The 21,431-nt window shown below is 42.5% G+C and carries 21 protein-coding genes; 10 read left to right on the top strand and 11 right to left on the bottom strand.

Annotation, left to right across the window (positions count from 1 at the left end; translation table 11 throughout):
* Positions 1 to 564 precede the first annotated feature (564 nt).
* Entirely contained in the window at positions 565 to 810 is a 246-nt protein-coding gene (locus AC0DBE_RS19670) for a phage holin (RefSeq protein ID WP_041520842.1), read from the bottom strand.
* Between the two features lie 179 nt (positions 811 to 989).
* Positions 990 to 1,421: a hypothetical protein gene (locus AC0DBE_RS19675; protein WP_014112488.1), complete on the bottom strand. Its 432-nt coding sequence runs from the start codon at positions 1,419 to 1,421 to the stop codon at positions 990 to 992.
* Positions 1,422 to 1,895: 474 nt separating this feature from the next.
* Here AC0DBE_RS19675 and AC0DBE_RS19680 point away from each other — a divergent pair, with 474 nt between their 5' ends.
* From AC0DBE_RS19680 to AC0DBE_RS19700, 5 genes are all read left to right on the top strand, one after another.
* On the top strand, positions 1,896 to 2,036 hold the full coding sequence (locus AC0DBE_RS19680; RefSeq protein WP_014112487.1) for a hypothetical protein: 141 nt from the start codon (positions 1,896 to 1,898) through the stop codon (positions 2,034 to 2,036).
* Between the two features lie 634 nt (positions 2,037 to 2,670).
* Positions 2,671 to 3,498, top strand: a complete 828-nt coding sequence (locus tag AC0DBE_RS19685) for an AraC family ligand binding domain-containing protein (protein WP_014112486.1) — start codon at positions 2,671 to 2,673, stop codon at positions 3,496 to 3,498.
* Entirely contained in the window at positions 3,495 to 4,415 is a 921-nt protein-coding gene (locus AC0DBE_RS19690) for a DMT family transporter (protein ID WP_472963457.1), read from the top strand. The genes AC0DBE_RS19685 and AC0DBE_RS19690 overlap by 4 nt, the downstream gene beginning before the upstream one ends.
* Positions 4,416 to 4,488: 73 nt before the next feature.
* The gene (locus tag AC0DBE_RS19695) at positions 4,489 to 6,669 is read left to right on the top strand and encodes a glycoside hydrolase domain-containing protein (RefSeq protein WP_472963459.1); all 2,181 of its coding nucleotides are present in this window, start codon (positions 4,489 to 4,491) and stop codon (positions 6,667 to 6,669) included.
* Between the two features lie 63 nt (positions 6,670 to 6,732).
* Positions 6,733 to 7,161 carry a hypothetical protein gene (locus AC0DBE_RS19700; RefSeq protein WP_472963461.1) on the top strand — a complete coding sequence of 143 codons (429 nt, stop codon included), beginning with the start codon at positions 6,733 to 6,735 and terminating at the stop codon, positions 7,159 to 7,161.
* Between the two features lie 31 nt (positions 7,162 to 7,192).
* On the opposite strand, the gene AC0DBE_RS19705 is transcribed toward AC0DBE_RS19700, so the two are convergent.
* The 3 genes from AC0DBE_RS19705 to AC0DBE_RS19715 all read right to left on the bottom strand — a co-directional run bounded on the left by AC0DBE_RS19705 (position 7,193) and on the right by AC0DBE_RS19715 (position 9,701).
* Complete coding sequence (locus AC0DBE_RS19705; RefSeq protein WP_014112483.1) at positions 7,193 to 8,446, bottom strand: MFS transporter; 1,254 nt, start codon at positions 8,444 to 8,446, stop codon at positions 7,193 to 7,195.
* Complete coding sequence (locus AC0DBE_RS19710; RefSeq protein WP_472963464.1) at positions 8,443 to 9,360, bottom strand: bifunctional helix-turn-helix transcriptional regulator/GNAT family N-acetyltransferase; 918 nt, start codon at positions 9,358 to 9,360, stop codon at positions 8,443 to 8,445. Before AC0DBE_RS19710 ends, AC0DBE_RS19705 begins: the two co-directional genes overlap by 4 nt.
* A gap of 92 nt (positions 9,361 to 9,452) precedes the next feature.
* The gene (locus AC0DBE_RS19715; RefSeq protein WP_079288282.1) at positions 9,453 to 9,701 is read right to left on the bottom strand and encodes a YbeF family protein; all 249 of its coding nucleotides are present in this window, start codon (positions 9,699 to 9,701) and stop codon (positions 9,453 to 9,455) included.
* A gap of 293 nt (positions 9,702 to 9,994) precedes the next feature.
* Here AC0DBE_RS19715 and glpT point away from each other — a divergent pair, with 293 nt between their 5' ends.
* Both glpT and AC0DBE_RS19725 read left to right on the top strand, forming a co-directional pair.
* Positions 9,995 to 11,329: a glycerol-3-phosphate transporter gene (gene glpT / locus AC0DBE_RS19720; RefSeq protein ID WP_014112479.1), complete on the top strand. Its 1,335-nt coding sequence runs from the start codon at positions 9,995 to 9,997 to the stop codon at positions 11,327 to 11,329.
* A gap of 98 nt (positions 11,330 to 11,427) precedes the next feature.
* The gene (locus AC0DBE_RS19725) at positions 11,428 to 12,318 is read left to right on the top strand and encodes a glycerophosphodiester phosphodiesterase (protein WP_061186970.1); all 891 of its coding nucleotides are present in this window, start codon (positions 11,428 to 11,430) and stop codon (positions 12,316 to 12,318) included.
* A gap of 25 nt (positions 12,319 to 12,343) precedes the next feature.
* On the opposite strand, the gene AC0DBE_RS19730 is transcribed toward AC0DBE_RS19725, so the two are convergent.
* Positions 12,344 to 13,972: a Na/Pi cotransporter family protein gene (locus AC0DBE_RS19730; RefSeq protein ID WP_472963467.1), complete on the bottom strand. Its 1,629-nt coding sequence runs from the start codon at positions 13,970 to 13,972 to the stop codon at positions 12,344 to 12,346.
* Between the two features lie 372 nt (positions 13,973 to 14,344).
* On the opposite strand from AC0DBE_RS19730, the gene AC0DBE_RS19735 reads away from it, so the two are divergent.
* Positions 14,345 to 14,605, top strand: coding sequence for a hypothetical protein (locus AC0DBE_RS19735; protein WP_014112476.1), 261 nt, complete (start codon positions 14,345 to 14,347; stop codon positions 14,603 to 14,605).
* Between the two features lie 39 nt (positions 14,606 to 14,644).
* On the opposite strand, the gene AC0DBE_RS19740 is transcribed toward AC0DBE_RS19735, so the two are convergent.
* Positions 14,645 to 15,898 carry a cytochrome P450 gene (locus AC0DBE_RS19740; RefSeq protein WP_326201872.1) on the bottom strand — a complete coding sequence of 418 codons (1,254 nt, stop codon included), beginning with the start codon at positions 15,896 to 15,898 and terminating at the stop codon, positions 14,645 to 14,647.
* Positions 15,899 to 16,070: 172 nt separating this feature from the next.
* Here AC0DBE_RS19740 and blaOXA point away from each other — a divergent pair, with 172 nt between their 5' ends.
* Positions 16,071 to 16,874, top strand: coding sequence for a class D beta-lactamase (blaOXA, locus tag AC0DBE_RS19745; RefSeq protein ID WP_472963470.1), 804 nt, complete (start codon positions 16,071 to 16,073; stop codon positions 16,872 to 16,874).
* Between the two features lie 26 nt (positions 16,875 to 16,900).
* On the opposite strand, the gene AC0DBE_RS19750 is transcribed toward blaOXA, so the two are convergent.
* The 4 genes from AC0DBE_RS19750 to AC0DBE_RS19765 form a co-directional block, all read right to left on the bottom strand.
* Positions 16,901 to 17,092, bottom strand: coding sequence for a DUF5370 family protein (locus AC0DBE_RS19750; RefSeq protein ID WP_041521120.1), 192 nt, complete (start codon positions 17,090 to 17,092; stop codon positions 16,901 to 16,903).
* A gap of 14 nt (positions 17,093 to 17,106) precedes the next feature.
* Complete coding sequence (gene csgA, locus AC0DBE_RS19755) at positions 17,107 to 17,355, bottom strand: sigma-G-dependent sporulation-specific acid-soluble spore protein CsgA (RefSeq protein ID WP_014112471.1); 249 nt, start codon at positions 17,353 to 17,355, stop codon at positions 17,107 to 17,109.
* A 112-nt stretch (positions 17,356 to 17,467) separates the two neighbouring features.
* Positions 17,468 to 18,856, bottom strand: coding sequence for an amino acid permease (locus tag AC0DBE_RS19760; RefSeq protein ID WP_072565660.1), 1,389 nt, complete (start codon positions 18,854 to 18,856; stop codon positions 17,468 to 17,470).
* A gap of 323 nt (positions 18,857 to 19,179) precedes the next feature.
* Positions 19,180 to 20,364: a DUF4885 domain-containing protein gene (locus AC0DBE_RS19765; protein WP_457895617.1), complete on the bottom strand. Its 1,185-nt coding sequence runs from the start codon at positions 20,362 to 20,364 to the stop codon at positions 19,180 to 19,182.
* Positions 20,365 to 20,495: 131 nt separating this feature from the next.
* Here AC0DBE_RS19765 and AC0DBE_RS19770 point away from each other — a divergent pair, with 131 nt between their 5' ends.
* Positions 20,496 to 21,353: a hypothetical protein gene (locus tag AC0DBE_RS19770; protein WP_061186964.1), complete on the top strand. Its 858-nt coding sequence runs from the start codon at positions 20,496 to 20,498 to the stop codon at positions 21,351 to 21,353.
* Positions 21,354 to 21,431: the final 78 nt, after the last annotated feature.

Here is a 21,431-nt window from a genome sequence, read left to right on the forward strand (position 1 = left end):
TCAATACTTGACCAACTTGAATTTTATCTGGGTTGCTAATGTTATTCAGTGATTGGATCTCTGACAATGTCATCCCAAAGCGTTGGGCAATACTTCCCAAATTGTCACCAGATTTAACAGTATAAGTAGTTGTAGAATATGTTGTTGCCATAATAAACCTCCAATTTTTTATTTGTCCCCATGAGGAAGAGTACATAATTATCTTAAAACTAAAATGAGGTTTGAGAGTACTCATTAAGTAAGCTAAAAATCCTATAAAAATAAAAAAAAGAACCTAAAAAGTATTTGACCTTGGGTTCTTAGGCACAGGTTAAAAAAGCAGTATGCTCTAATTGACTTTTGTGTTCCTTCTCATTCATTTTATGAAGTTCATACCTTTAGATAGATAATAGACTTACTCTCTTTGGTAGGCTCTGTCAAAGATGATGTGTATTCCTTACCAATGGGCAGTAATAATATTTTGGAAACCCAGTCTTTAAATCCTCAGTTTTGTATTTTTTCTGTACCTCATTCTAGGTAATAAATAAAAAGCTCCCCTATTTAGGAGAGCTCCAGATCTTATGATTATTTTTTTTTGACTTTAGTTAAATTCTTCTCCTCCAATAATTGTTTTTGTGAGTGCCCTTTTTTTGTAACATAATTGTTTTTATACCATGCTACCAATGCTGCTACTGTGGTGAATACCACGGATACGAATTGTTCCAATTGTTCATTGTCTAGAGGAAGAGGTGACTTGTTATATATTGTAAGCAGTTGGTTTATAAGTGCTATGATCAAGACGAACGTTCTAACAAATGTCCCTTTATCCATCATCAAATCTCCTTTATTATGAAATCTATCGCTATTAGTTTTCGAGCTATATTTTTAAAAGTAATAATAGATTACTTTAAAGAAAAAGGTAGAAGTATTTTTTTATATTTAGTTATACTTCTATCTTCAACTTCAAAGACTTTATGTACAAATCTGGTTTCGCACAACCCTATCAAGTTTTACATGTAAACAACGCTTCCTAAGCTGATCAATAATTTATCCATTACCTGGTTACGTATTACAAACAGGGCTTTATCACTATAACCGATCTCTAGCGCACTTTTTTCGATAGTCCAATTCTTGAAATACCGGTATTGAACGAATTTGTACTCTAGTTCTGTTAATTCTGATAATGAAATATCGATTGAATCTTTAACAAGTTTGATATGCTGTAACTCGCTGGCGAGTTTATCTACAGATTCCTGAAACTCACAGTCATCATCGACGCTTTCTTTAAAGATTTCCAAATTATCATTTGTAGCTATGAATTCAAGCTGTTTACTTAGATTAAGGATGGCAACTTTGTAATTATTGTAGTTCTTTAAGTGCTTCTCGATATTCTTCACTAGTTTTTTTCTTTTAGATTTACTAATTTCTTGAAGTGTATACATATGCAATCACCTTTCTTTTCCTAGAAAAATCGAACATGAGTTCCATATTTTGATTAATTGTACCCGAAAATATGTGGTGTAAAAAACAAGGAATTTTTGTTAAAAGAAACCTACTTTCATCCTTTCATTTGTTTTTAGATTTATCCCTATATACCTATTTTAATTGTAAAAAATTCTTTCATCTCTAATATTTGTAACCTCTTTCTGGCTGAAAACTCTAAAAATAATCCAAATGTTTATTTCTCATAAACAAAAGACCTAATAGAATTGGAAAAAGCTTATAAAGGCTTTCACGAGTCTTAATCTATTACATCAGGACTTTTTATTTATAGTGCGTCGAACAGCCTGCACTCACTCCTTATGAAAACTGAAAACTCGGTTACTATCCGGACTTTCGACAAACCGTTGAAGAGGAAAAACAGTAATCAAACATACGGAACTTTTCTAGTTCATCTCTTTCTAAGGGCAAAAATCATGAATGAATATATACTTCTTCTAGAAGTCAATTTTGCTGAATTGATTAATATTGCTGACACAAATGATCTCATGGACTTTAATAGCAGAAGAGTAAGAAAAAGAGAAAAAGACGGTGGCTCATTCAAAATGGACGATTGACATAGTAACAAAAGTCATCCTGTCAGCCAAGGTAGGGTAAGGTATTAGAGACACGGGCGCTTACTGATAATATGCCTACGACGCGGCAGTGATTTTGTAGAAAAGGGGCATCAATTGACTTACTGACTTTCTAAAGGATTTAATCGGGTTTCCTAGCGGCTGGTGGCTAGCAGCAAATGTGAACGACTAATATCTTGTCCTCCGTGACATAGTGCGTTCACAACAAATTTGAATCATTCATCATTAAAACCTTCTTGGAAATTTGTGTTGATTTCCTTCTTTACCAGATGCTTAAAATACAGAGTTATAACGCCGTAGGTGAAATCAATGCACATAAGAGAATATTTTATGACCTCCTGTTTTCTTCTAACCGTTGACAGAATTCGTTCTCATAGAAATACAGTTTAAATTTTAAAGCCCTGTTGAGTTGGAAGAATCCAGATGCCCGCCTATTAGCGGCGCAATATGGCTACGTTGACATTAGTTGAGATGGACATCACAAGCCCTACTGATGGAAAAGAAAGCAGACCAGTAAAGGTCTGCTTTCTCTTTTCCAAACAGCAACATCATACAAGAAATCCCCAAAAACCATGCTACACTTAACCCAAGACACCACACCGACAGGAGGCATCCCATGCAAAACGAAACCCGAACACTGCAGCTTGATCCGCACCTTAATATAGAAGCCTACCGTTTCAAAGGGATTATGCAAAAATTCCCGAATCACTTTCACGATTATTATGTGATTGGCTTTATTGAAAAAGGACAGCGGTATCTGGCCTGTCAGGATCAAGAATATATCATCAATCCAGGTGATCTTCTCCTCTTTAACCCCCGTGACACGCATAGCTGTGAGCAGATTGACGGGCGGACGCTTGATTATCGGTGTATCAATGTGATGCCGGATGTCATGGAGAAGGCGGTGAAAGAGATTACTGGTGCCGGGCATCTCCCATATTTCTCCCAGCATGTGTTATTCCGCCACGAGCTGACAACCAGCCTGCAGGAATTGCATATTTTGATATCCAAGGAAAAACAGGCTTTGCGCAAAGAGGAGCTGTTTCTTCATCTTCTTGAAGAGCTGATCCGCCATTATTCTGACGTCACATTCCTCAGCAGCATTCCCGAACCGTCCGACGAAGTCAAAATGGTTTGCGAATTTTTAGAAGAGCATTATACCGAGAACGTTACGCTCAACGATTTGAGTGAACTAACAGGCTGGAGCAAGTATCATTTATTGCGTTCATTTACAAAACAAAAAGGAATTACGCCTAATAGCTACCTGGAGACAATCCGGATTAATCAAGCGAAAAAACTCCTGGAACAAGGGGTTAGACCAATTGATGCGGCATTTCAGACAGGATTCAGCGATCAGAGCCATATGACGAAGTTTTTCAAACGGCAGGTGGGGCTGACGCCGAAGCAATACATGAAGATTTTTGAAAAGGAGCTTCAAAGATGAGCATACAAAGAGAAACTTCCGGGCATATCGCAGCCATTGTGACCATTCTGATTTGGGGGACGACCTTTATTTCGACAAAGGTTCTTCTGGCTGACTTCACTCCAATGGAAATATTATTTTATCGGTTTTTGATGGGCTTTATTGCGCTTATTCTCGTACGCCCCAAAATAATTCCGTTCAAAAATTGGCGGCAGGAGCTGTTATTTGCCGGGGCAGGTTTATTTGGCGTAACCTTATACTTTCTATTAGAAAATATAGCTCTCACCTATACATATGCATCCAATGTCGGCATGATCGTATCCGTTATTCCGATGATCACTGCGGTGCTGGCCCATTTTCTGCTTGAAGGCGAAAAACTGCGGCTGACTTTTTTCATTGGATTTGGGGCAGCACTGATCGGGCTTTTATTGATTACGTTCAACGGCAATGTCGTACTGCGTCTGAATCCGTTCGGAGACATCATGGCAGTCGGGGCCGCTCTCGTGTTCGGAGGCTACTCGATTTTCATGAAAAAATTAAGCGCTTACGATTATCACATCATCGAGCTGACACAGAGAGTGTTTTTATACGGTTTGTTGTTTATGGTTCCCCCTTTATTTTTGTTCGACTTCCATTTTGACCTGAGCCGATTTTCATCCGCTTCAAATGTACTCAACATGCTCTTCCTCGGCATCGGTGCTTCCGCCCTGTGTTTCGCAACATGGAATTACTCAGTCGGTGTGCTCGGTGCCGTAAAATCTAGCGCGTATATTTACATGGTCCCGGTCATCACAATCACAGCTTCCATCCTGATCCTGCACGAAAACATGACATGGATCGCTCTTCTAGGAGGTACACTTACGCTTTTAGGGCTCTACATTTCAGAGCTGAAACCGAAAGCGAAGCTGATGGAGAACGGAAGTACTATGGATGCTTAACGGCATCCATTTTTTATTTTGTCCTACGTTTGCCACCTATAAATGAACGCGATCTAATAAAGGAGGAATCAAAATGGTTGATGAAATGGTCTTAATCACACAGCAATGGCTGAACGAAACGTACAGCGGAAAGCATGGGTATAACCCAGTAGAAGAGAGCGGGAAAACTGGGTGGGATACGATCTACGGTCTGACTCGGGCTCTTCAAATTGAACTGGGTATCTCAGAACCAGCTGATAACTTCGGGCCGACAACACAGCGCTTATTTAAGCCTCTTAAACGCCAAGCTCCAGATTCAGAACCAAGCAACATGAATTTTATTTTACAGGGAGCTTTATGGTGCAAAGGCTTTAATCCCGGCGGTTTTACAGGCGTCTTTTATGAAAAAACAGAAAATGCGGTGAAGGAATTTCAGAAAGCTGCCGGACTGACAACACAGGATGGGATAGTCACCACGTTGATTATGAAAGCCTTATTGGACATGAGCGCTTTTAAGCTGGTGTCTGGGGGCGATTCAAGAATCCGCCAGATTCAACAAAACTTAAACCGGGACTACAATGACTACATCGGGTTAATGCCTTGTGACGGACTATATGGCCGCGATACAAACAAAGCTCTTATTTATGCCCTACAAAAAGAAGAAGGCATGAGCACAAGTGTTGCCAATGGATTTTTCGGAAACGGCACAACAAGTTTATGCCCTACTTTAACTCCCGGCGATTCAAGAACAGGCTTTGTTTTAATTGTTCAGTACGCCCTTTATTGCAACGGAAAATCATTCAACCCTGGTGAGTTTGACGGCAAATATGGTGTCGGTGTTGTTTCAGCCATTAAAGCATTTCAAGAGTTCATGTGCCTGCCGCAAACAGGTTATGCAGATATGCCGACCATTAAAGCTTTATTATCAAGCTCAGGAGACACAGCACGCGCCGCTTCAGCTTGTGACACTGCAACAATTATAACGGCAGAAAAAGCTCAAACACTGCGGAATAGCGGTTATAAAACGGTTGGCAGATATTTGACCGGAAATGTGCGGACAAGCAATGGCCTCACATCAAAAGCCCTGACATCTAAAGAACTTGCAGTTATTCTTGATGCCGGATTAAAGGTCTTTCCAATTTATCAAGACGGCGGTTATGAATCTTCTTATTTTGTAAAAGACCAAGGCACAAGAGATGCATACAGTGCTGCTTCAGCGGCTCGAAGATTAGGATTCCCGTCAGGCACGACCATTTATTTTGCCGTCGACTTTGATGCATACGATTATGAAGTAACCGATAAAATCATCCCTTATTTTCAAGAGATCAAGTCAGCGTTTACAAAAATGCAGACATTTTCAACCGCACCTAAATATGAAATTGGAGTTTACGGACCCAGAAACATTTGTATCCGTACTTCAGAAGCAGGACTGACAAAATATAGTTTTGTGGCAAATATGTCAACTGAATTTAGCGGCAATCTCGGCTATCCGATGCCAAACAACTGGGCCTTTGATCAATTTTATGAAGGAACAATCGGAAGCGGCTCTGGAAGCATCGGGATTGATAAAGACGGCTTTTCAGGAAGAGACTCAGGCGTAAGCCACGTGAATCCGCCGTCTGATCCGGTATATGATGCAAGACTGCGTACACTGACAGACATTTTATCTACCATTCCGGCTTTAGAAAATCTATCAAATCTTGCAAACGCGATGTTTGAATTTGATACGACAGAAACCATTTTTACATCACCTGAGTTGGATATCATTCTATCCACTTCACTACTGGCAACCATACCAAGTGAAGGATCACCAAATACGATTACCATTACAAATGGTAAACCAGGTGCCTATATCACAGGTTTATTGGGCGACACACAAACGTCTCTCACTGCGTCACAAATCGACTCTTATCAAAACCTACTAAACAGTCTTAGCTTATCAGTGCGCAATGGATATTTGGAGATTTATATTAATCCAACTGCTGAATCGTTAAACATTCAAATTAAAATCTATACCCCTGATATTCCAGTAGGTGACAGTACTACAACTGGACTTACGACTACGATTACGTTTAAAATAAAACAGAAGCACTTTACTTTACCAGATACTGAGGAAGTATACTCACCGAATTGGGATACTATTGTCAACAACATGGTTGTGGCAGGTACAGGTATCTTGATTGTTGCTGGTATTGGTGCATTAGTATTAACGGTAGGCCCTGAAATGGGAGCTGCTGCAGTACTCTTCCGTACATTTTTAGCACTTTTTAAATAATATTGTTTCTCCATGAGTCCTTTAGGGATTCATGGAGTTCTTCTAAAAAAGGGGGGATACTGTATGAAAAGTAATATACATAAGTATCAGGAGATCACAAAAAAAATAGAAACCGACTTGTACCCTATCAGTCAAAACGACAATGATTTACTTTCTTACCTAATGAAACAAGACTCTTTCACACTCAACCAAATGAAAGTGTGTTTAATTGAACCACAGCTCACATTCAAACACACTGTCAAAATCGTATTTACAGTGACATTAATAACGTTATATATTTATGTTTTCAGTTCTCATTATAATGATTTAATAGAGATGGGTGTACAAATGTTTTTTGTGTTAATTGGCCTTATCTGGGTATTTGGTGTTTTCCCATTTTCAAGAAAAGTTCAAATTTCTGAGCGCTTCAAACAAAAATCCGAAAACGCCCGCATTGTCGGAATGATTGACTTCGTATTAGAACAAAAATACAAAAAAAGCATCTCTGAATAATCCCGAAATCAGAGATGCTCAATCTCTGCCCTCATCCCTTCTCTATCACAGCCACACTGTCACGCGTGGCCGCTGCGGGCTCCCTCAGCAACACATTCATCACACTCGCCAGCACGAGCATTCCAATCGACACATAAAAAGCCATTGTATACTCACCCGTTACAGTATAGATGACGCCAGGCACATACGCGCCGAGTGCCGATCCGATTTGATGGGCAAGCGACAGCCAGCCGATCATGAGGCCGATCGAGTAGTTTTGAAAGTACTGGGTAGCGAGCATTTGAGTCGGCGCTACCGTGGCGAAGTCCACTAATCCAAACAGAATCGCAAAGGCTAAAAGCAAGTAGGGCTCGTGGCTGTAAATCAGAATCACGATCGACAGCGCGCGTACCGCATATAAAAAGCACAGGATTTTCCGGCTGCTCCACCGGTCCGCTACAATTCCAGACAGTAAGATGCCAGCGATATTAAAGCCGGCAAGCAGACTGACAGCGGCACTTGTGACTGTCGTTGAAAAGCCGTGATCGTGAGAAAAGGGAATCAAATGGGTATCCATCAGCCCCACGGTCGTAAATCCGCAGATCAAAAACGGCAAAATCAAAAACCAGAATTGCCTCATCCGAAACATTCCGGTCACTGAAAGAGCAGTTGTATTAGGCGCTGTTTCTTTTTCCACAGCAGCCAGCCCGCCGATCGGCTCTGCATTCTTTTCTGAAGGATTGTTCCGCAGCATCAGCAGTGCAGCTGGAAAGACAATCACGATTAACAGCAAGCCCAACACCACCACCGTCAGCTTCCAGCTAAACCAATGGATCAGCATGAGTGAGCCGGGAACGAGAAGCATTTGCCCAGCCCCAAAGCCTGCTTCCATGATTCCAAAGGCTAGTCCCCTCTTTTTGCTAAACCAATTGACAACCAACACACTTGCTGCCACATTCGATGCTCCGCCCACTCCAAGCGAGACGCCCAGCCCGTAAAGCAGAAACAGCTGCCAAGGCGAGGTGACAAAGCATGTTAAGAAAATGCTGACCCCTGTCAGTAACGAACTCCATGACAAAACAGCCCGAGCACCCCATTTGTCCACAAGACGCCCAATCACCGGCTGTGATATGCCGTAGACAATAAAGCTTATCGTTGAAATCAGCGAGATGGTGCCTCTATCCATTGAAAACTGCCGTTCCCACGGCTCCACAAATGCACCAAACGACAGGCGCACCCCCTGAACGGCCAATAAGATCAAAAAGGTGATGGAAACGATGATCCAAGCATAGTGCAGTCTTTTCATGACAACTCCAGATCCCACCGTTCTTCTGTCAGACGCTGTCCCCATAATGGCGCTTCTTTTTTCACTTCACTTACCTTGAATCCAAATTTTTCGTAGAGCGGACGGGCCTCAGCCATGGTGCTCACCGTCCAAAGAAAAATGCGTTCAAATCTCATGTCCCGGCAGTATGCAACCAGATGCTCCAGCAATTGAGTGCCGAGCCCCCTTCCTCGAAAAGCGGCATCAACAAGAAACCATCTGAGCTGCACTGTCTTTTCATCATGTTTGACCAACCCGACAGAGCCGGCAAATTTCCCTCCGCTTTCTGCAATCCATATTTTTTCGATTTCAGCATCAAATGTCTCATGAAGATAAGCTAAAAACGTGTCGTCCCAGCCATGAACCTCCTCATAAAAGTGTCTCTGTTTTTCAATGAGAAGCTGAAGATCATCCGAAAGAAAATAATCTCTAATCGATATGTCTGACGTTCTGGAAGAAAGCGACTGTGAAAGGATCGCCTCAATTTCTGCCATCGCCTCCGCAAGCTTGTGCTGATCCTTTTGGTCAATTTCCTTCAGCATCAGTTCTACTTGTTCGTTGGCTTTCTCCTCCAGCTTTTTATAAATCGTTTTCCCCGTTTCCGTGACATAAATATAGTGGTGGCGAGCGTCATCTTTGCTTTTCTGTTTATAGATCAAATCTTCTTTTTCAAACTGCTTCAAAATCCTGCTGACATATCCCCGATCAAGCCCTAGCTTATCCTGAAGGGCTTTTGCCGTACAATTAGGCGTATTATAAATCTCAAATAAAATCCGTGTTTCTGTTAAGGAAAACGGGCTGTCGTAAATGTGCTCATTAAGGAAACCAAGGACATTTGTATAAAATCGATTGAACTTTCTGAATTTTAATCCGACAGTTGATTCACTGGTTTTCAAACTCATCCCCACTTTCTTATATCGTCGATTAAGCCAATTATAATCAATGATAGTTGCCTTAGTCAACGATATGTTGGAAAGTGGGGCATTTTTTATTTTCCTGATGCTTTCCTTTTCCTGATCACAATCAATGTGATAGAGGATAAAGCCAGTGAAACCAAGCTATAGACAACAGCCCACCCTAAAAATGATTCGTTAAAAATAGTAAAAGTGAACACTAGCGAAATGATCAAACTAAGCACCGGCATCAGATACACGTTTTTATAAACACAAGTCCCGGCTACCGATAACAATATAATCCCTAAAGGCAAAATACCAAATGCGATATCTAATTCATCCACCTGCAACAGCCTCCCTCCAGATTTTTATGCGGCTCGTAAAAAAACATAACTGCAATATGAAAAGGATAATATTCACTTTTTTCAAGATCCAATTTTAAATTACCCGTTTACATTCACTCCGGACTATGATAATTTAAGAAAGCGCTATCATGATAAGTTAATAGCTTGGATGGAGATGAGGAGAGCCAGGAATCAAACCCCTTTTTGACAAGGGGTGTTTTCTGGCTCTTTTTGTTTTTCAGAAAGGAGGCACGCCACACATCCAGCACTAACAGCAAAGGGGGATGATTTTGATGCTTAATATATTTAAACCGGCTCCTCACATTGAGAGACTGGACGATTCAAAGATGGATGCGGCTTACAAACGGCTCAGGCTGCAAGTATTCATTGGTATTTTCATTGGCTACGCAGGCTACTACCTGCTGCGGAAAAACTTTGCCTTCGCCATTCCTTATCTGCAGGAACAGGGGTTTTCAAAAACGGAACTGGGATTGGTGCTGGCCGCTGTGTCCATTGCATACGGCTTCAGCAAATTCATCATGGGTATGGTGTCTGACCGCTGTAATCCGAGGTATTTTCTCGCGACAGGCCTATTTTTATCAGCAATTGTTAATATCCTATTTGTTTCAATGCCTTGGGTGACTTCGAGCGTCACCATCATGTTTATTTTTATGTTTATCAACGGATGGTTTCAAGGAATGGGCTGGCCGCCATGCGGAAGGACGATGGCCCATTGGTTTTCCATTAGTGAACGGGGCACCAAAATGTCGATCTGGAATGTCGCCCATAACATAGGTGGCGGGATTCTTGCACCGCTTGTTACTCTTGGCATCGCGATGTTCGTGACCTGGAAAAGCGTGTTTTTCTTCCCTGCCATCATCGCCATTATCATTTCATTTTTGATTGTTTTATTGGTTCGCGATACGCCTCAATCCTGCGGACTCCCGCCAATTGAAGAGTATCGGAATGACTATCCAAAACACGCTTTTAAAAATCAGGAAAAAGAATTAACAACAAAAGAAATTCTTTTTCAATATGTGCTGAACAATAAATTTCTTTGGTACATCGCGTTTGCCAATGTATTTGTTTATTTCGTGCGGTACGGCGTGGTTGACTGGGCGCCTACTTACTTAACAGAAGCAAAAGGCTTTTCTCCTGAAGATTCGCGCTGGTCGTATTTTCTCTACGAATACGCCGGCATACCGGGAACGATCCTGTGCGGTTGGATCAGTGACCGATTCTTCAAAAGCCGCCGGGCACCGGCAGGCGTCTTGTTTATGGCGGGCGTATTCATTGCCGTATTGGTGTATTGGCTGAATCCCGCGGGCCATCCGCTCGTAGACAACATCGCCCTGATCAGCATTGGCTTCTTAATCTACGGACCTGTTATGCTGATCGGCCTGCAAGCAATTGATCTCGCGCCGAAAAAAGCGGCAGGAACTGCAGCCGGTTTGACCGGATTTTTCGGATACATTGGCGGATCTGCCTTCGCAAACGCCATTATGGGCTTTGTCGTTGACCAGTTTGATTGGAACGGCGGCTTTATCATGCTGATTTCTTCCTGCATTCTTGCTATCGTCTTCTTGGCTCTGACATGGAATACAGGAAAACGGGCGGAGCACGTTTAAGAAAGAAACATAAAAGATTAATCATTTTCTAACACGCCGTTTACATCATTTTTTTAATATGAAAGACAGGTACTGTTTATCTATAAGGAGGAGAAATCATGCGAAAAAATAGAATACTAGCCTTGGTTCTTCTGTCGCTGGGCTTACTCTCATTTATGGTAACACCAGTGTCGGCAGCGTCAAAAGGAAACCTGCTGTCACCTGACCGTATCCTGACGGTCGCGCACAGAGGGGCTTCCGGATATGTGCCTGAGCACACGATCCTTTCTTACGAAACCGCTCAGAAAATGAAAGCAGATTATATTGAGTTGGATCTGCAAATGACAAAAGACGGCAAACTGATTGTCATGCACGATGAAAAACTGGACCGCACCACAAACGGAACGGGCTGGGTGAAAGACCATACGCTCGCAGACATTAAGAAACTTGACGCCGGTTCTTGGTTTAATAAAGCCTATCCGGAAAAAGCAAAGCCGCAGTACGCCGGCCTTAAAGTTCCTACATTAGACGAGGTATTAGACCGTTTCGGAAAACACGCGAACTACTACATTGAAACAAAATCGCCTGACACCTACCCAGGCATGGAAGAAAAACTGATCGCTTCTTTACAGAAACATAAATTACTAGGCAAACATGCTAAGCGCGGTCAAGTGATTATTCAATCGTTCAGCAAAGAAAGCCTGGTAAAAGTCCATCAATTACAGCCAAACCTGCCAACCGTTCAATTGCTGGAAGCCAAACAAATGGCGTCAATGACAGATGCTGACCTGGACGAAATCAAAACATACGCTGTCGGCGCGGGTCCAGATTATAAAGCGCTAAATGCAGAAAACGTCAGTATGATCCGCAGCCATGGCCTCCTGCTTCATCCTTACACGGTCAATACAGAAGCAGATATGCGCCGCCTGCTTGACTGGGGAGTGACAGGAGTGTTTACAAACTACCCCGATGTCTTCCAGCACGTTAAAAAAGACTACAAAAAAAGCTGAGAATCTTAGGATTCTCAGCTTTTTCTTATCGATTTTCACCAATAACAGCTTCTGCAATATTCACCGCATGATCGCCGATACGCTCAAGGTTGCTGATCATATCGACAAAGATGATGCCCGCTTGTCCGGTGCACAGCCCTTCATTCAGACGGATAATATGCTTTTTGCGAAGCTTCCGTTCCATTTTGTCAATTTCATCTTCTTTTTCAATGACTTGCTCAGCTATCTTCACATCATTGTGGTGCAATGCTTCCATGGACGCTTTCACAGTAGAAATCGTCAAATCCATCATTTCCGTTAAATCCGCCATGGCAGATTCAGTGATAACCACACGATGCGCCTGCTGATATTCAATCAGTTCAATTACATTTTCGAAGTGGTCGCCGATTCTTTCAATGTCTCTGACGGTATCCATCAGCATATGATGCTCCTCAGACTCGTGCTCTGAAAGAGAACTTGAAGAAAGCTCGATCAAATAATCGGTAATTTTCCGATCAAGATTGTTAACCGCATCCTCTATCTGATAAGCATTTGCCGCGTATTTTGGCTGTTTTGTCACTAAAAACTGTTTTGTAACTTCCAGCCCCTGCACCGCAAAATTCCCCATTTGCAGCACTTCTTCTTTTGCTTGTCCAAGAGCAATAGATGGGGATTGCTCGATAAAAATCGGATCAAGATGCGACTTGTATTCGACCATTGAATCCTTGCCCGGAATCAGTTTTGTTACGATCAAAGCCAATATCCCGACAAAAGGAAGCTGTATAATCGTATTGGTCGTATTAAAGATTCCGTGTGCGAATGCAATCGTCATCTTCGGATCAAGCCCAATCGATGTCTGAAGCGATAAGATCAATGCTGTGAATGGTTTAAGCAAAATCAGGAAAATCGTTGTCCCGATAAGGTTAAACAGCACATGAGTGGCCGCAGCACGTCTCGCTGCAACAGATGCACCTAAAGACGCAAGAACCGCGGTGATCGTCGTTCCGATATTGTCACCGAATAACACCGGCAGCGCACCGTTAATATCAATCAGACCATCTGAAAATAAACCTTGCAGGATACCAATCGTGGCGCTGGAGCTTTGCACGAGAACCGTAAACAAAGTCCCAATGACAACACCTAGAACCGGATTGGAGCTCATACTAACCGTTAAATCATGAAAGGCCTCAAGTGAACGGAGCGGTTTCATGCCGCCGCTCATTAACTCCAGCCCATAAAACAGAGCCCCGAACCCAAACACTATCTGACCCGCGTTTTGTACATTTTTATGTTTAAAGAAAAACAGTAAAAATCCGCCGACAGCAATAATCGGCAACGCATAGGCCCCTATATCGATTCCGATAATAAACGCGGTAACCGTTGTTCCAATATTGGCTCCCATAATGACGCCAATGGCCTGGCGAAGCGTCATAAAGCCCGCACTGACAAGCCCAACGGTGATAACCGTGGTTCCGGAACTGCTCTGAATCAAAACCGTCACAATAATCCCCGCCAATACGCCCATTAGCGGATTGCTTGTAAAACGGTCTAAAATATTTCTTAATCTATCTCCAGCCGATTTCTGAAGTCCGTCTCCCATGAACTTAATCCCAATCAGGAAAATACCGAGACCCCCGAGAAATTCGAACAGTAATGTTTGTATGTCAATCGCCAACATGTTCACCTCTGTTTAGACATTATTCAGCAAACTCTCTTCGATTATGTTTCAAGTTCAGATGATTGTAAATAAAACATCCGCTTAATTTACAATAACTTAACAATAAGCCTTATGGTCCTATTAAACGTTTACATTGGTGTAACATTTTTGCGATGAACATGACCAATCGACTACAAAAAACCTTGCGTGATAGCGCAAGGTTTTCTCACCACAGTTATTCTTTCCCACAGAGCTTTCAGTATACCCGCCCAAAGAATAACAGGCACAGCCGCTGAACGGTTTCCCTAAGAAAATCGGCAAAGGTTTAGCCATACCCAAAACGGGAATGATACAGGAAACACTACTCTTAAAATAGAAAGGAGTATCACCATGAAACAAAAACTGTTACTTTCAGGTCTCGCTGTTTCAACCGTCGGCATCACTTCTTATCTATTAAAAGACCCGTCAAATCGCCAAAAAGCTAGAGAATTCATTCACAGCATGAAAATGAAAATGACCAAACAGCCGGATATGGAAACGTTCCCAGTCGATAAAGCAGGACATCCGCACCCGCAAGATATTGAGGACAACAAAATGGTATCCGAAGGCTCTATGTATCCCGTCCAATATTACGATGAAAAAAAGAAGTAATGAAAAAGCTCTCTTCGATAAGGAAGAGAGCTTTTATATTTAACTTTTCCGTCTGATTCCGCTCATCACAAAACCGCTTTCAGGCAATGACGGCATTCTCGCGAGACTGTAATGCAGCGATTGTTCCGGAACGTCGTATTCAATCTGTTTGACGAGAAAATCCAGGCTTGCTTTCATGACTTCAATAGTAATGCCTTCCCCTGGACAGCGATGCCCTTTCTCCGCGTGACCTCCGCCTTGAGGAATCAAATCAAACGGATTTTCCTCCCGCTCCTCAAATCGTTCAGGCCGAAATTCATCAGGGTTGTCCCATAAGCGAGGGTCGTGATTCGTTCCATAAACATCAAGCAGTACCGATGTGCCCTTCTTAAACTCACAGTTATTCCATTCAAAATCCTTTTTAACAAGCGCCCCTAAAAACGGGCCGAACGGATAATATCTGCGGACCTCTTGCACAAACATTTCTCTTTCCCGGCTGCTTCCAGAACACAGCCATTCCTTATACTTCGGATGCTTATGAAGCGCCAAAGCTGAAAACACAAGAAAGTAAGAAATGGCGACGATAGGCCGCAGGACATTAATCAGCTCAATGGCGGCCATCCGGGAATCCAGCTGGTTGCCATCTTCTTGTGTGTGAAACGCCATTTCATGCAGTGCTGTTCCGGCAGGTGTTTTCAGCAAGCCGGCACGAACATCTTCAATCATTCTTTCAATCCACTCTTCCGCACGCGGCCTTGCTCTTCTTCCCTTCCAATGCCGCGGCCCTACAGCACCGAACGCGTCGACCATATCAATGAAGTCATCCGCTCTCTCTTTGACTTCCGTTTCCTTCAGCGGAACGCCAGCCCAATAGCACGCCACCCTGCATAGGATTTCTTTTGCTTCCTCAAATAACACAACCTGATCCGCCTTCTCCCATCTCGTGACTGCCGCTTCCCACTCCTCTGTCATCAGCTCAGCCAAACGCTTTTGATGCGGCGGTGTCATTAATGACAGAAAAAGCAGCTTCCGATGGATATGCGCGTCGCCATCCATCGTCTGAATCGCATTTACGCCAAACAGCGTTTTCTGCACCCGCTTCGGCAAAGCATTCTGCCGCTGAAACCGCTCCGTATCATAAAACAGCTTCGCTGCCTCAGCACCGGTCATGCAAATAAAGGTTTTTCCCAATAAACGGGCCTGAAACAGGTCTGAGTGATAGCGCTCTGTTCTGTTTTTGATAAATAAATATCCTTCCTGCATCAGCGTCAGGCTGTTATCAAGACTTTTGTCGTGTGGAATCTGCTCATTCATACGATTACCCTGCCTTCCTTTTTACCCTCTATTTTCACGTTATCTTCCGAATATAAACCCAGTAACAGTATTTGTTTACAAAACCAAATTTAAGCGCTTTTTTCTTAATTTTCAAAGGAAGAACACAAGAAATAGAGAAAAGGTAGTTGATCAAAACAAAGGGGAGAACAAAATGAAGAAATGGATATATGTTGTGCTTGTGCTGAGTATTGCAGGGGTCGGCGGCTTTTCCGTTCAGGCATCATCGTCTGCCCATGAGAAACATCTGAATGTCGGCCAAATGAATGTCGATGACGAATTCAAGGATACGGACGGAACCTTCATTCTTCACGATGTGCAAAAGGACAAGACCTTTGTCTACAACAGAGAACGGGCAAACAAAAGACAAACTCCGCAGTCCACCTTTAAAGTCGTGAACGCCTTAATCGGGTTACAGGTGAAAGCTGTTCGGGATGAATACGATGTCAAACGGTGGGACGGGGTCAAGCGCGAATTCGAATCATGGAACCGCGACCATACGCTAGGCTCGGCCATGCGGGAATCCGCCATCTGGTATTATCAAGCATTAGCGAGAGATATCGGTGATGAAAGGATGAAAACATGGCTTCATACTCTGTCATACGGCAATAAGGATATCAGCGGGGGGATCGACCAGTTTTGGCTGCAAAGCTCGCTGACAATATCTCCGCTGGAACAAGAGGCCTTTTTGGAGAAGCTTGTAAAAGAGGAGCTTCCATTTGACAAATCGGTGATGAAAACCGTCAAGCGCATGATGATTCAAGAGGAAGGAGAGCACTACACGCTCTACGGAAAAACCGGAACCCGCCTGACAGATATGGGATTAGGCTGGTTTGTCGGATTCATCAAAACAGAGCATGGCTCGTATATTTTTGTCACCAATGTCGATGATTCCGGTACAAAAGCCAAAAACATCACAGTGGATATCCTGAAAAAGTATGGCCTGATCACATCATAAATGAAGGAGCCCTGCAAGGCAGGGCTCTAAATGTCATGCTCGAAACAATAATGATTCACAAGCTCTTCAATCAAATCATGATCAGGATATTCCCCATTAAATTCAAATTCGATTTCTTCCACAAACTCTCCGTGATGGTACACATGGATGGCTCCATTTTGTCGGACGACGCTAAACTCCGGCTGAAATGTATATCCGCTTCGTTCAATTGCTCCCATTTCTTCCCCGCCTTTCAAAGCAGTAATTCATACACCTCGTTTAATTCCTTAGCCCGTTTTTGATCCTGTTCATTCTGCGCATACTTAATTTCTTTTTCTAATACATGGTTCAAAAAAGACATTTCATTGTCATCTAAGTCTTTTACAAATTCCTCTTCATTCACATACCGCTTCGCTAGCATCTTCTTGCAAATCTGCTGGCAGACTTCATTTTCAAGATGATTTGAAAGTGATTCGCGCAAATAACCGAGTGTAACATCCATTTTATGCACACCTTTCCTTCTGCTATCTTTATCCTATAGCTTGCTAAAATGGGGAAAATCCATACACGAAAAATAAAAAAAGAGACATCCGTGAATGTCTCTTTTTCTATGGTTATTCAGCCGCTCGGCCGCTTTTGGTCAAATTGGCCTGCGTACGTTTGCCAATCCCAAACACATAATAACTAATGACCACAAGCGCTAAGAAAATCACGCCTACAATCAGAGAGATACGAGTATCATCATTAAACCACATACCGACCAGAACCATCAGCAAGAAAGCAATCGTCACATAGTTTGTGAAAGGTGCAAACGGCATTTTGAATGGATGTTTATCTAATGCAGCACCCTTCGCTTTTCTGAATCCGATGTGGCTGATCAAAATGATAAACCAAGGAATCATGCCCGGCAGCACACTTGCACTGTATACATAGACAAAGATCTTCGGAGGCGCGATATAGTTCAGCACAACACCGACAGCCAAACCGATCAGCACCGCAATTGTCCCATACAGCGGCACACCATTGCGTGAGATCTTCTTAAAGAATTTCGGTGCTTGTCCATTTACACCCAGTGTATAAAGCATGCGTCCTGCACTGAAAATACCGCTGTTACAGCCGGACATTGCCGCAGTAATGACGACAAAGTTAATAATGCCGGCCGCTGCCGTAATTCCGATTTTCGAGAACGTAGACACGAACGGACTTCCGAGTGAGTTGAGCTCATCCCAAGGATACACGGTCACGATTACAAAAATAGCGCCAATGTAGAAAATCAAAATACGCCAGATAATACTTTGAATCGCACTTCTTAGCGTGTTTTGCGGGTCCTTCGCTTCACCGGCTGTAATCCCGATCAGCTCAACCCCTTGATAGGCCGCAATGACGAGAGACAGAGCAAAGAAGAATCCAGAGAAACCGCCTGCAAAGAATCCTCCATGAGACCACAGATTCGACAAGCCGATCGCATCTCCGCCGTTGCCAAACCCGAAGAAAATAATCCCGAATCCCGCAATAATCATCAAGATAATCGTCACGATTTTAATCATCGCAAACCAAAATTCAAACTCGCCAAACGACTTAACAGAAATTAAGTTCGCCGCACCAAGAATCACCATTGCCACGATACCAGGTATCCAAGCAGGCAAATCCGGGAACCAATACTTCATATATGAACCGACAGCGATAATTTCTGACATGCCGACGATAATCCACTGGAACCAGTTGCTCCATGCTGTCATATAACCTGCCAGCGGATGAATATATTGATGGCCGAATGTCGCAAAAGAACCCGTACTCGGTTCGACATACAGCATTTCACCCATCGCACGCATAATAAAAAAGATAAAAATTCCGCATATTGCATAAGCCAGAAGGACAGACGGGCCAGTCCATGAAATGGTGCTGGCTGAGCCCATAAACAAGCCGACACCGATCGTACCGCCCAAGGCGATCATCTGAATATGACGCGCGCCCAGGCCCCTCTTTAATTCTTTATTTGCCATTCCTCTTCCCCCTCTTACAAAATACTCGAAAATGAGAAAACAGCAGGCCTGCTTGCCTCCACATCTTTCTCACCAATCAGTTATAACAATCAGAAAATTCAAACTTAAAATTGTTATATAATCTCCAAAATTACTTATTTCATCATAATAAATTTCTCTAGAAAATACAATTGTTTTTTTCAGGCAAACACATTATTCAGAGTTTTTAATTAAAACTTCGCTTAAAATATTTTATATAAATATAATGAAATGATTTAAATATGAATATCATATTTCTACCTTAAATTCTCATAAAAAATAAGCTGTTCACAATGAACAGCTTTCTAATCATTCACACCCTTTTGGTGCCTTAATGTCTTAAGCCAATCGGTATCTCCGGTGCCATAGCTCTTGCTTTGCCCCACATCTCTCAGAGATCCATTGCTGTAATCAATTGATAGGATAAAATCCGGAATGGCATCATACCCGGCTTTCGCCATTTTACTGAGCTCTGAACGATAGTGGGATATAGCATAAGAAGCCGTTTGTTTTTGCACAGGATCTTTTTCAAGCTCTTCTTTATATACGTCTAATAAGTCACGTCCATCAGGCGTTACGTACCGCCCATCAATCACTTCTAAATCCTTCAAATGATAGCCTGTGACTTCATACATCTCACGAGCAGCTTGATACTTTTGATATGCCTCTTCGGAAAATTGTGTTGAATCACCGCTTAGGCTTTTCATGATATGTAAAAATAGCTCTTTGCTGTTGTCTCCAGATTGCAGCACTTGCTCAATTTGCTCAATCAGTGCCTGATCGCCTGTCCCGCTCACCTGTACCTTATAGTCAATCGGCGTAATCGTAAACGTCAGCTCTGTCCCCTGCGGAATGTGAATATGGTTTCGGTTCAACAGCACTTGCAGCTGCTGGTTAACCTGGCTTCGCTGATACACCTTAGCATTCTCAGCCTCCACTTCCCCATTAAACGTGACATTGCGAAATGCGGCATCCTGCAGATTATAGTTTTGGGCCTTACCTTTGAATAGCCATTCTGTTTCATTATCGTAAGCAGCCTGTCTTTCTGCAGCTGACAGATCACTTCTGTAATAAGGAGACTTTGCATTTTGGTACTTATCCTTTATATAGCCTAATGGATCAGACTTCGTTTTGTTAATCGCATTCATCCTGCTGTATTTTTCATCTAGTATTTTGATTCTGATATCACTCTCAGATACATAGGGGTTCTTGGATTGAATCACTGTTTCCTCCCCTGTATCTGTCACTGTTCGATCATTCGCTGATTGATACACTTTGCTGAAAGTCCCGCTGTTTCCCGCCACGCTGGTTTTAGAATAATTGAACTGTTTGATTCCCTCATTTGAAGATCGTGACTCAAGCCTGCTGTATGCCTTTTCCAGCACCGCTGCTGTATTTTCAGACGTATTCTCGCGTGTAACAGCCGCATTCCTATTCAATATGTTCTGTGCCATCAGCTGGGTACGGATAAATTGCCGATTCAGACGCATTGGGTTCCCTCCTGAACAATTCTCTCTTACTCTTTTTATCGGCAACACCAATGTATATATTAACCTCAAAAAACATTTATTTACACTTAAAATATTATTATGTATGATGGAAATAAAAGGAGGTTGTTTACATGATGAAAAAATGGCTCTTTCCATTCGCTATTATGCTGGCTGTCTTATTCACCTTTACTTATTCGGCATCAGCTGCCGGAGTCACTGCTATTACAGGAAACAATTCATTTGATACCGCAGCACCAATCGGATATTGGAAATATAAGAATATCGATACAACGATACTGGAAGCCGGACAAGATGAAGCCTATTTCACTTTTACAGCTTATAAGGGAGAAAAAGTATACGTGAGAAGTACATACCAGAGCGCGTACACAGGGATGAAAATTGAAATTTACGATAAGAACAGAGCACCTGTTTCACAAGGCACAGAAGTGATTAATCCTAATACGTTCTCTTCTTTTATTTATGCCAATGCTGACGCCCAAAACACGACGGATACCTTCTATGTGAAAGTGTCACGCGGCACCTATACCGGGAACATGTATTTCACACTTTCAATTGAAGACCGAATCAAATCCGGCAGCGGAACGTTCCAATTCAGCGGCGTTGCTGAAAATAAAGGAAATACTACCCTTAGCCCCTCAGGTTCTGACTCCAGCGTGATCAAGGTTGATTTAACAAACCAATCTGGAATACCGCGCGATGCCATTGTAACTAGAGTCCAAACAACCGCCACTCAAACACCAAGCCAGGGAAATACACGCCACTTCATCATGACGAGTGAAAATAACGAATGGCGCCGTGCACTTGTGAATAGCTCGACGTCAGGGTCTTATGATATATCATTGTCAGATCAACTCAGTGTCGCTAAGGTATGGAGTTTTAAATATAATACATTAGCGACTGCTAGATCGACGATGAGTAATGTAAAAGCAAAAATAGATTATGAATACGATGTCACAAAGCAGTTTTAATTCATACTGAGCTGGTTCAAATTCCATGAGCCGGCTCTTTTTTATTTTTAGCCTAGAATACAATTGTTTTGATAAACT

The sequence above is a fragment of the Bacillus sp. VA15 genome, from assembly GCF_055721145.1.

Bases quoted from the DNA above. Each gene is read 5' to 3' on its own strand.
- AC0DBE_RS19670 (WP_041520842.1), bottom strand. From the start codon at position 810: ATGGATAAAGGGACATTTGTTAGAACGTTCGTCTTGATCATAGCACTT.
- AC0DBE_RS19675 (WP_014112488.1), bottom strand. From the start codon at position 1,421: ATGTATACACTTCAAGAAATTAGTAAATCTAAAAGAAAAAAACTAGTG.
- AC0DBE_RS19680 (WP_014112487.1), top strand. From the start codon at position 1,896: ATGAATGAATATATACTTCTTCTAGAAGTCAATTTTGCTGAATTGATT.
- AC0DBE_RS19685 (WP_014112486.1), top strand. From the start codon at position 2,671: ATGCAAAACGAAACCCGAACACTGCAGCTTGATCCGCACCTTAATATA.
- AC0DBE_RS19690 (WP_472963457.1), top strand. From the start codon at position 3,495: ATGAGCATACAAAGAGAAACTTCCGGGCATATCGCAGCCATTGTGACC.
- AC0DBE_RS19695 (WP_472963459.1), top strand. From the start codon at position 4,489: ATGGTTGATGAAATGGTCTTAATCACACAGCAATGGCTGAACGAAACG.
- AC0DBE_RS19700 (WP_472963461.1), top strand. From the start codon at position 6,733: ATGAAAAGTAATATACATAAGTATCAGGAGATCACAAAAAAAATAGAA.
- AC0DBE_RS19705 (WP_014112483.1), bottom strand. From the start codon at position 8,446: ATGAAAAGACTGCACTATGCTTGGATCATCGTTTCCATCACCTTTTTG.
- glpT (WP_014112479.1), top strand. From the start codon at position 9,995: ATGCTTAATATATTTAAACCGGCTCCTCACATTGAGAGACTGGACGAT.
- AC0DBE_RS19725 (WP_061186970.1), top strand. From the start codon at position 11,428: ATGCGAAAAAATAGAATACTAGCCTTGGTTCTTCTGTCGCTGGGCTTA.
- AC0DBE_RS19735 (WP_014112476.1), top strand. From the start codon at position 14,345: ATGAAACAAAAACTGTTACTTTCAGGTCTCGCTGTTTCAACCGTCGGC.
- AC0DBE_RS19740 (WP_326201872.1), bottom strand. From the start codon at position 15,898: ATGAATGAGCAGATTCCACACGACAAAAGTCTTGATAACAGCCTGACG.
- blaOXA (WP_472963470.1), top strand. From the start codon at position 16,071: ATGAAGAAATGGATATATGTTGTGCTTGTGCTGAGTATTGCAGGGGTC.
- AC0DBE_RS19750 (WP_041521120.1), bottom strand. From the start codon at position 17,092: ATGGGAGCAATTGAACGAAGCGGATATACATTTCAGCCGGAGTTTAGC.
- csgA (WP_014112471.1), bottom strand. From the start codon at position 17,355: ATGGATGTTACACTCGGTTATTTGCGCGAATCACTTTCAAATCATCTT.
- AC0DBE_RS19760 (WP_072565660.1), bottom strand. From the start codon at position 18,856: ATGGCAAATAAAGAATTAAAGAGGGGCCTGGGCGCGCGTCATATTCAG.
- AC0DBE_RS19765 (WP_457895617.1), bottom strand. From the start codon at position 20,364: ATGCGTCTGAATCGGCAATTTATCCGTACCCAGCTGATGGCACAGAAC.
- AC0DBE_RS19770 (WP_061186964.1), top strand. From the start codon at position 20,496: ATGATGAAAAAATGGCTCTTTCCATTCGCTATTATGCTGGCTGTCTTA.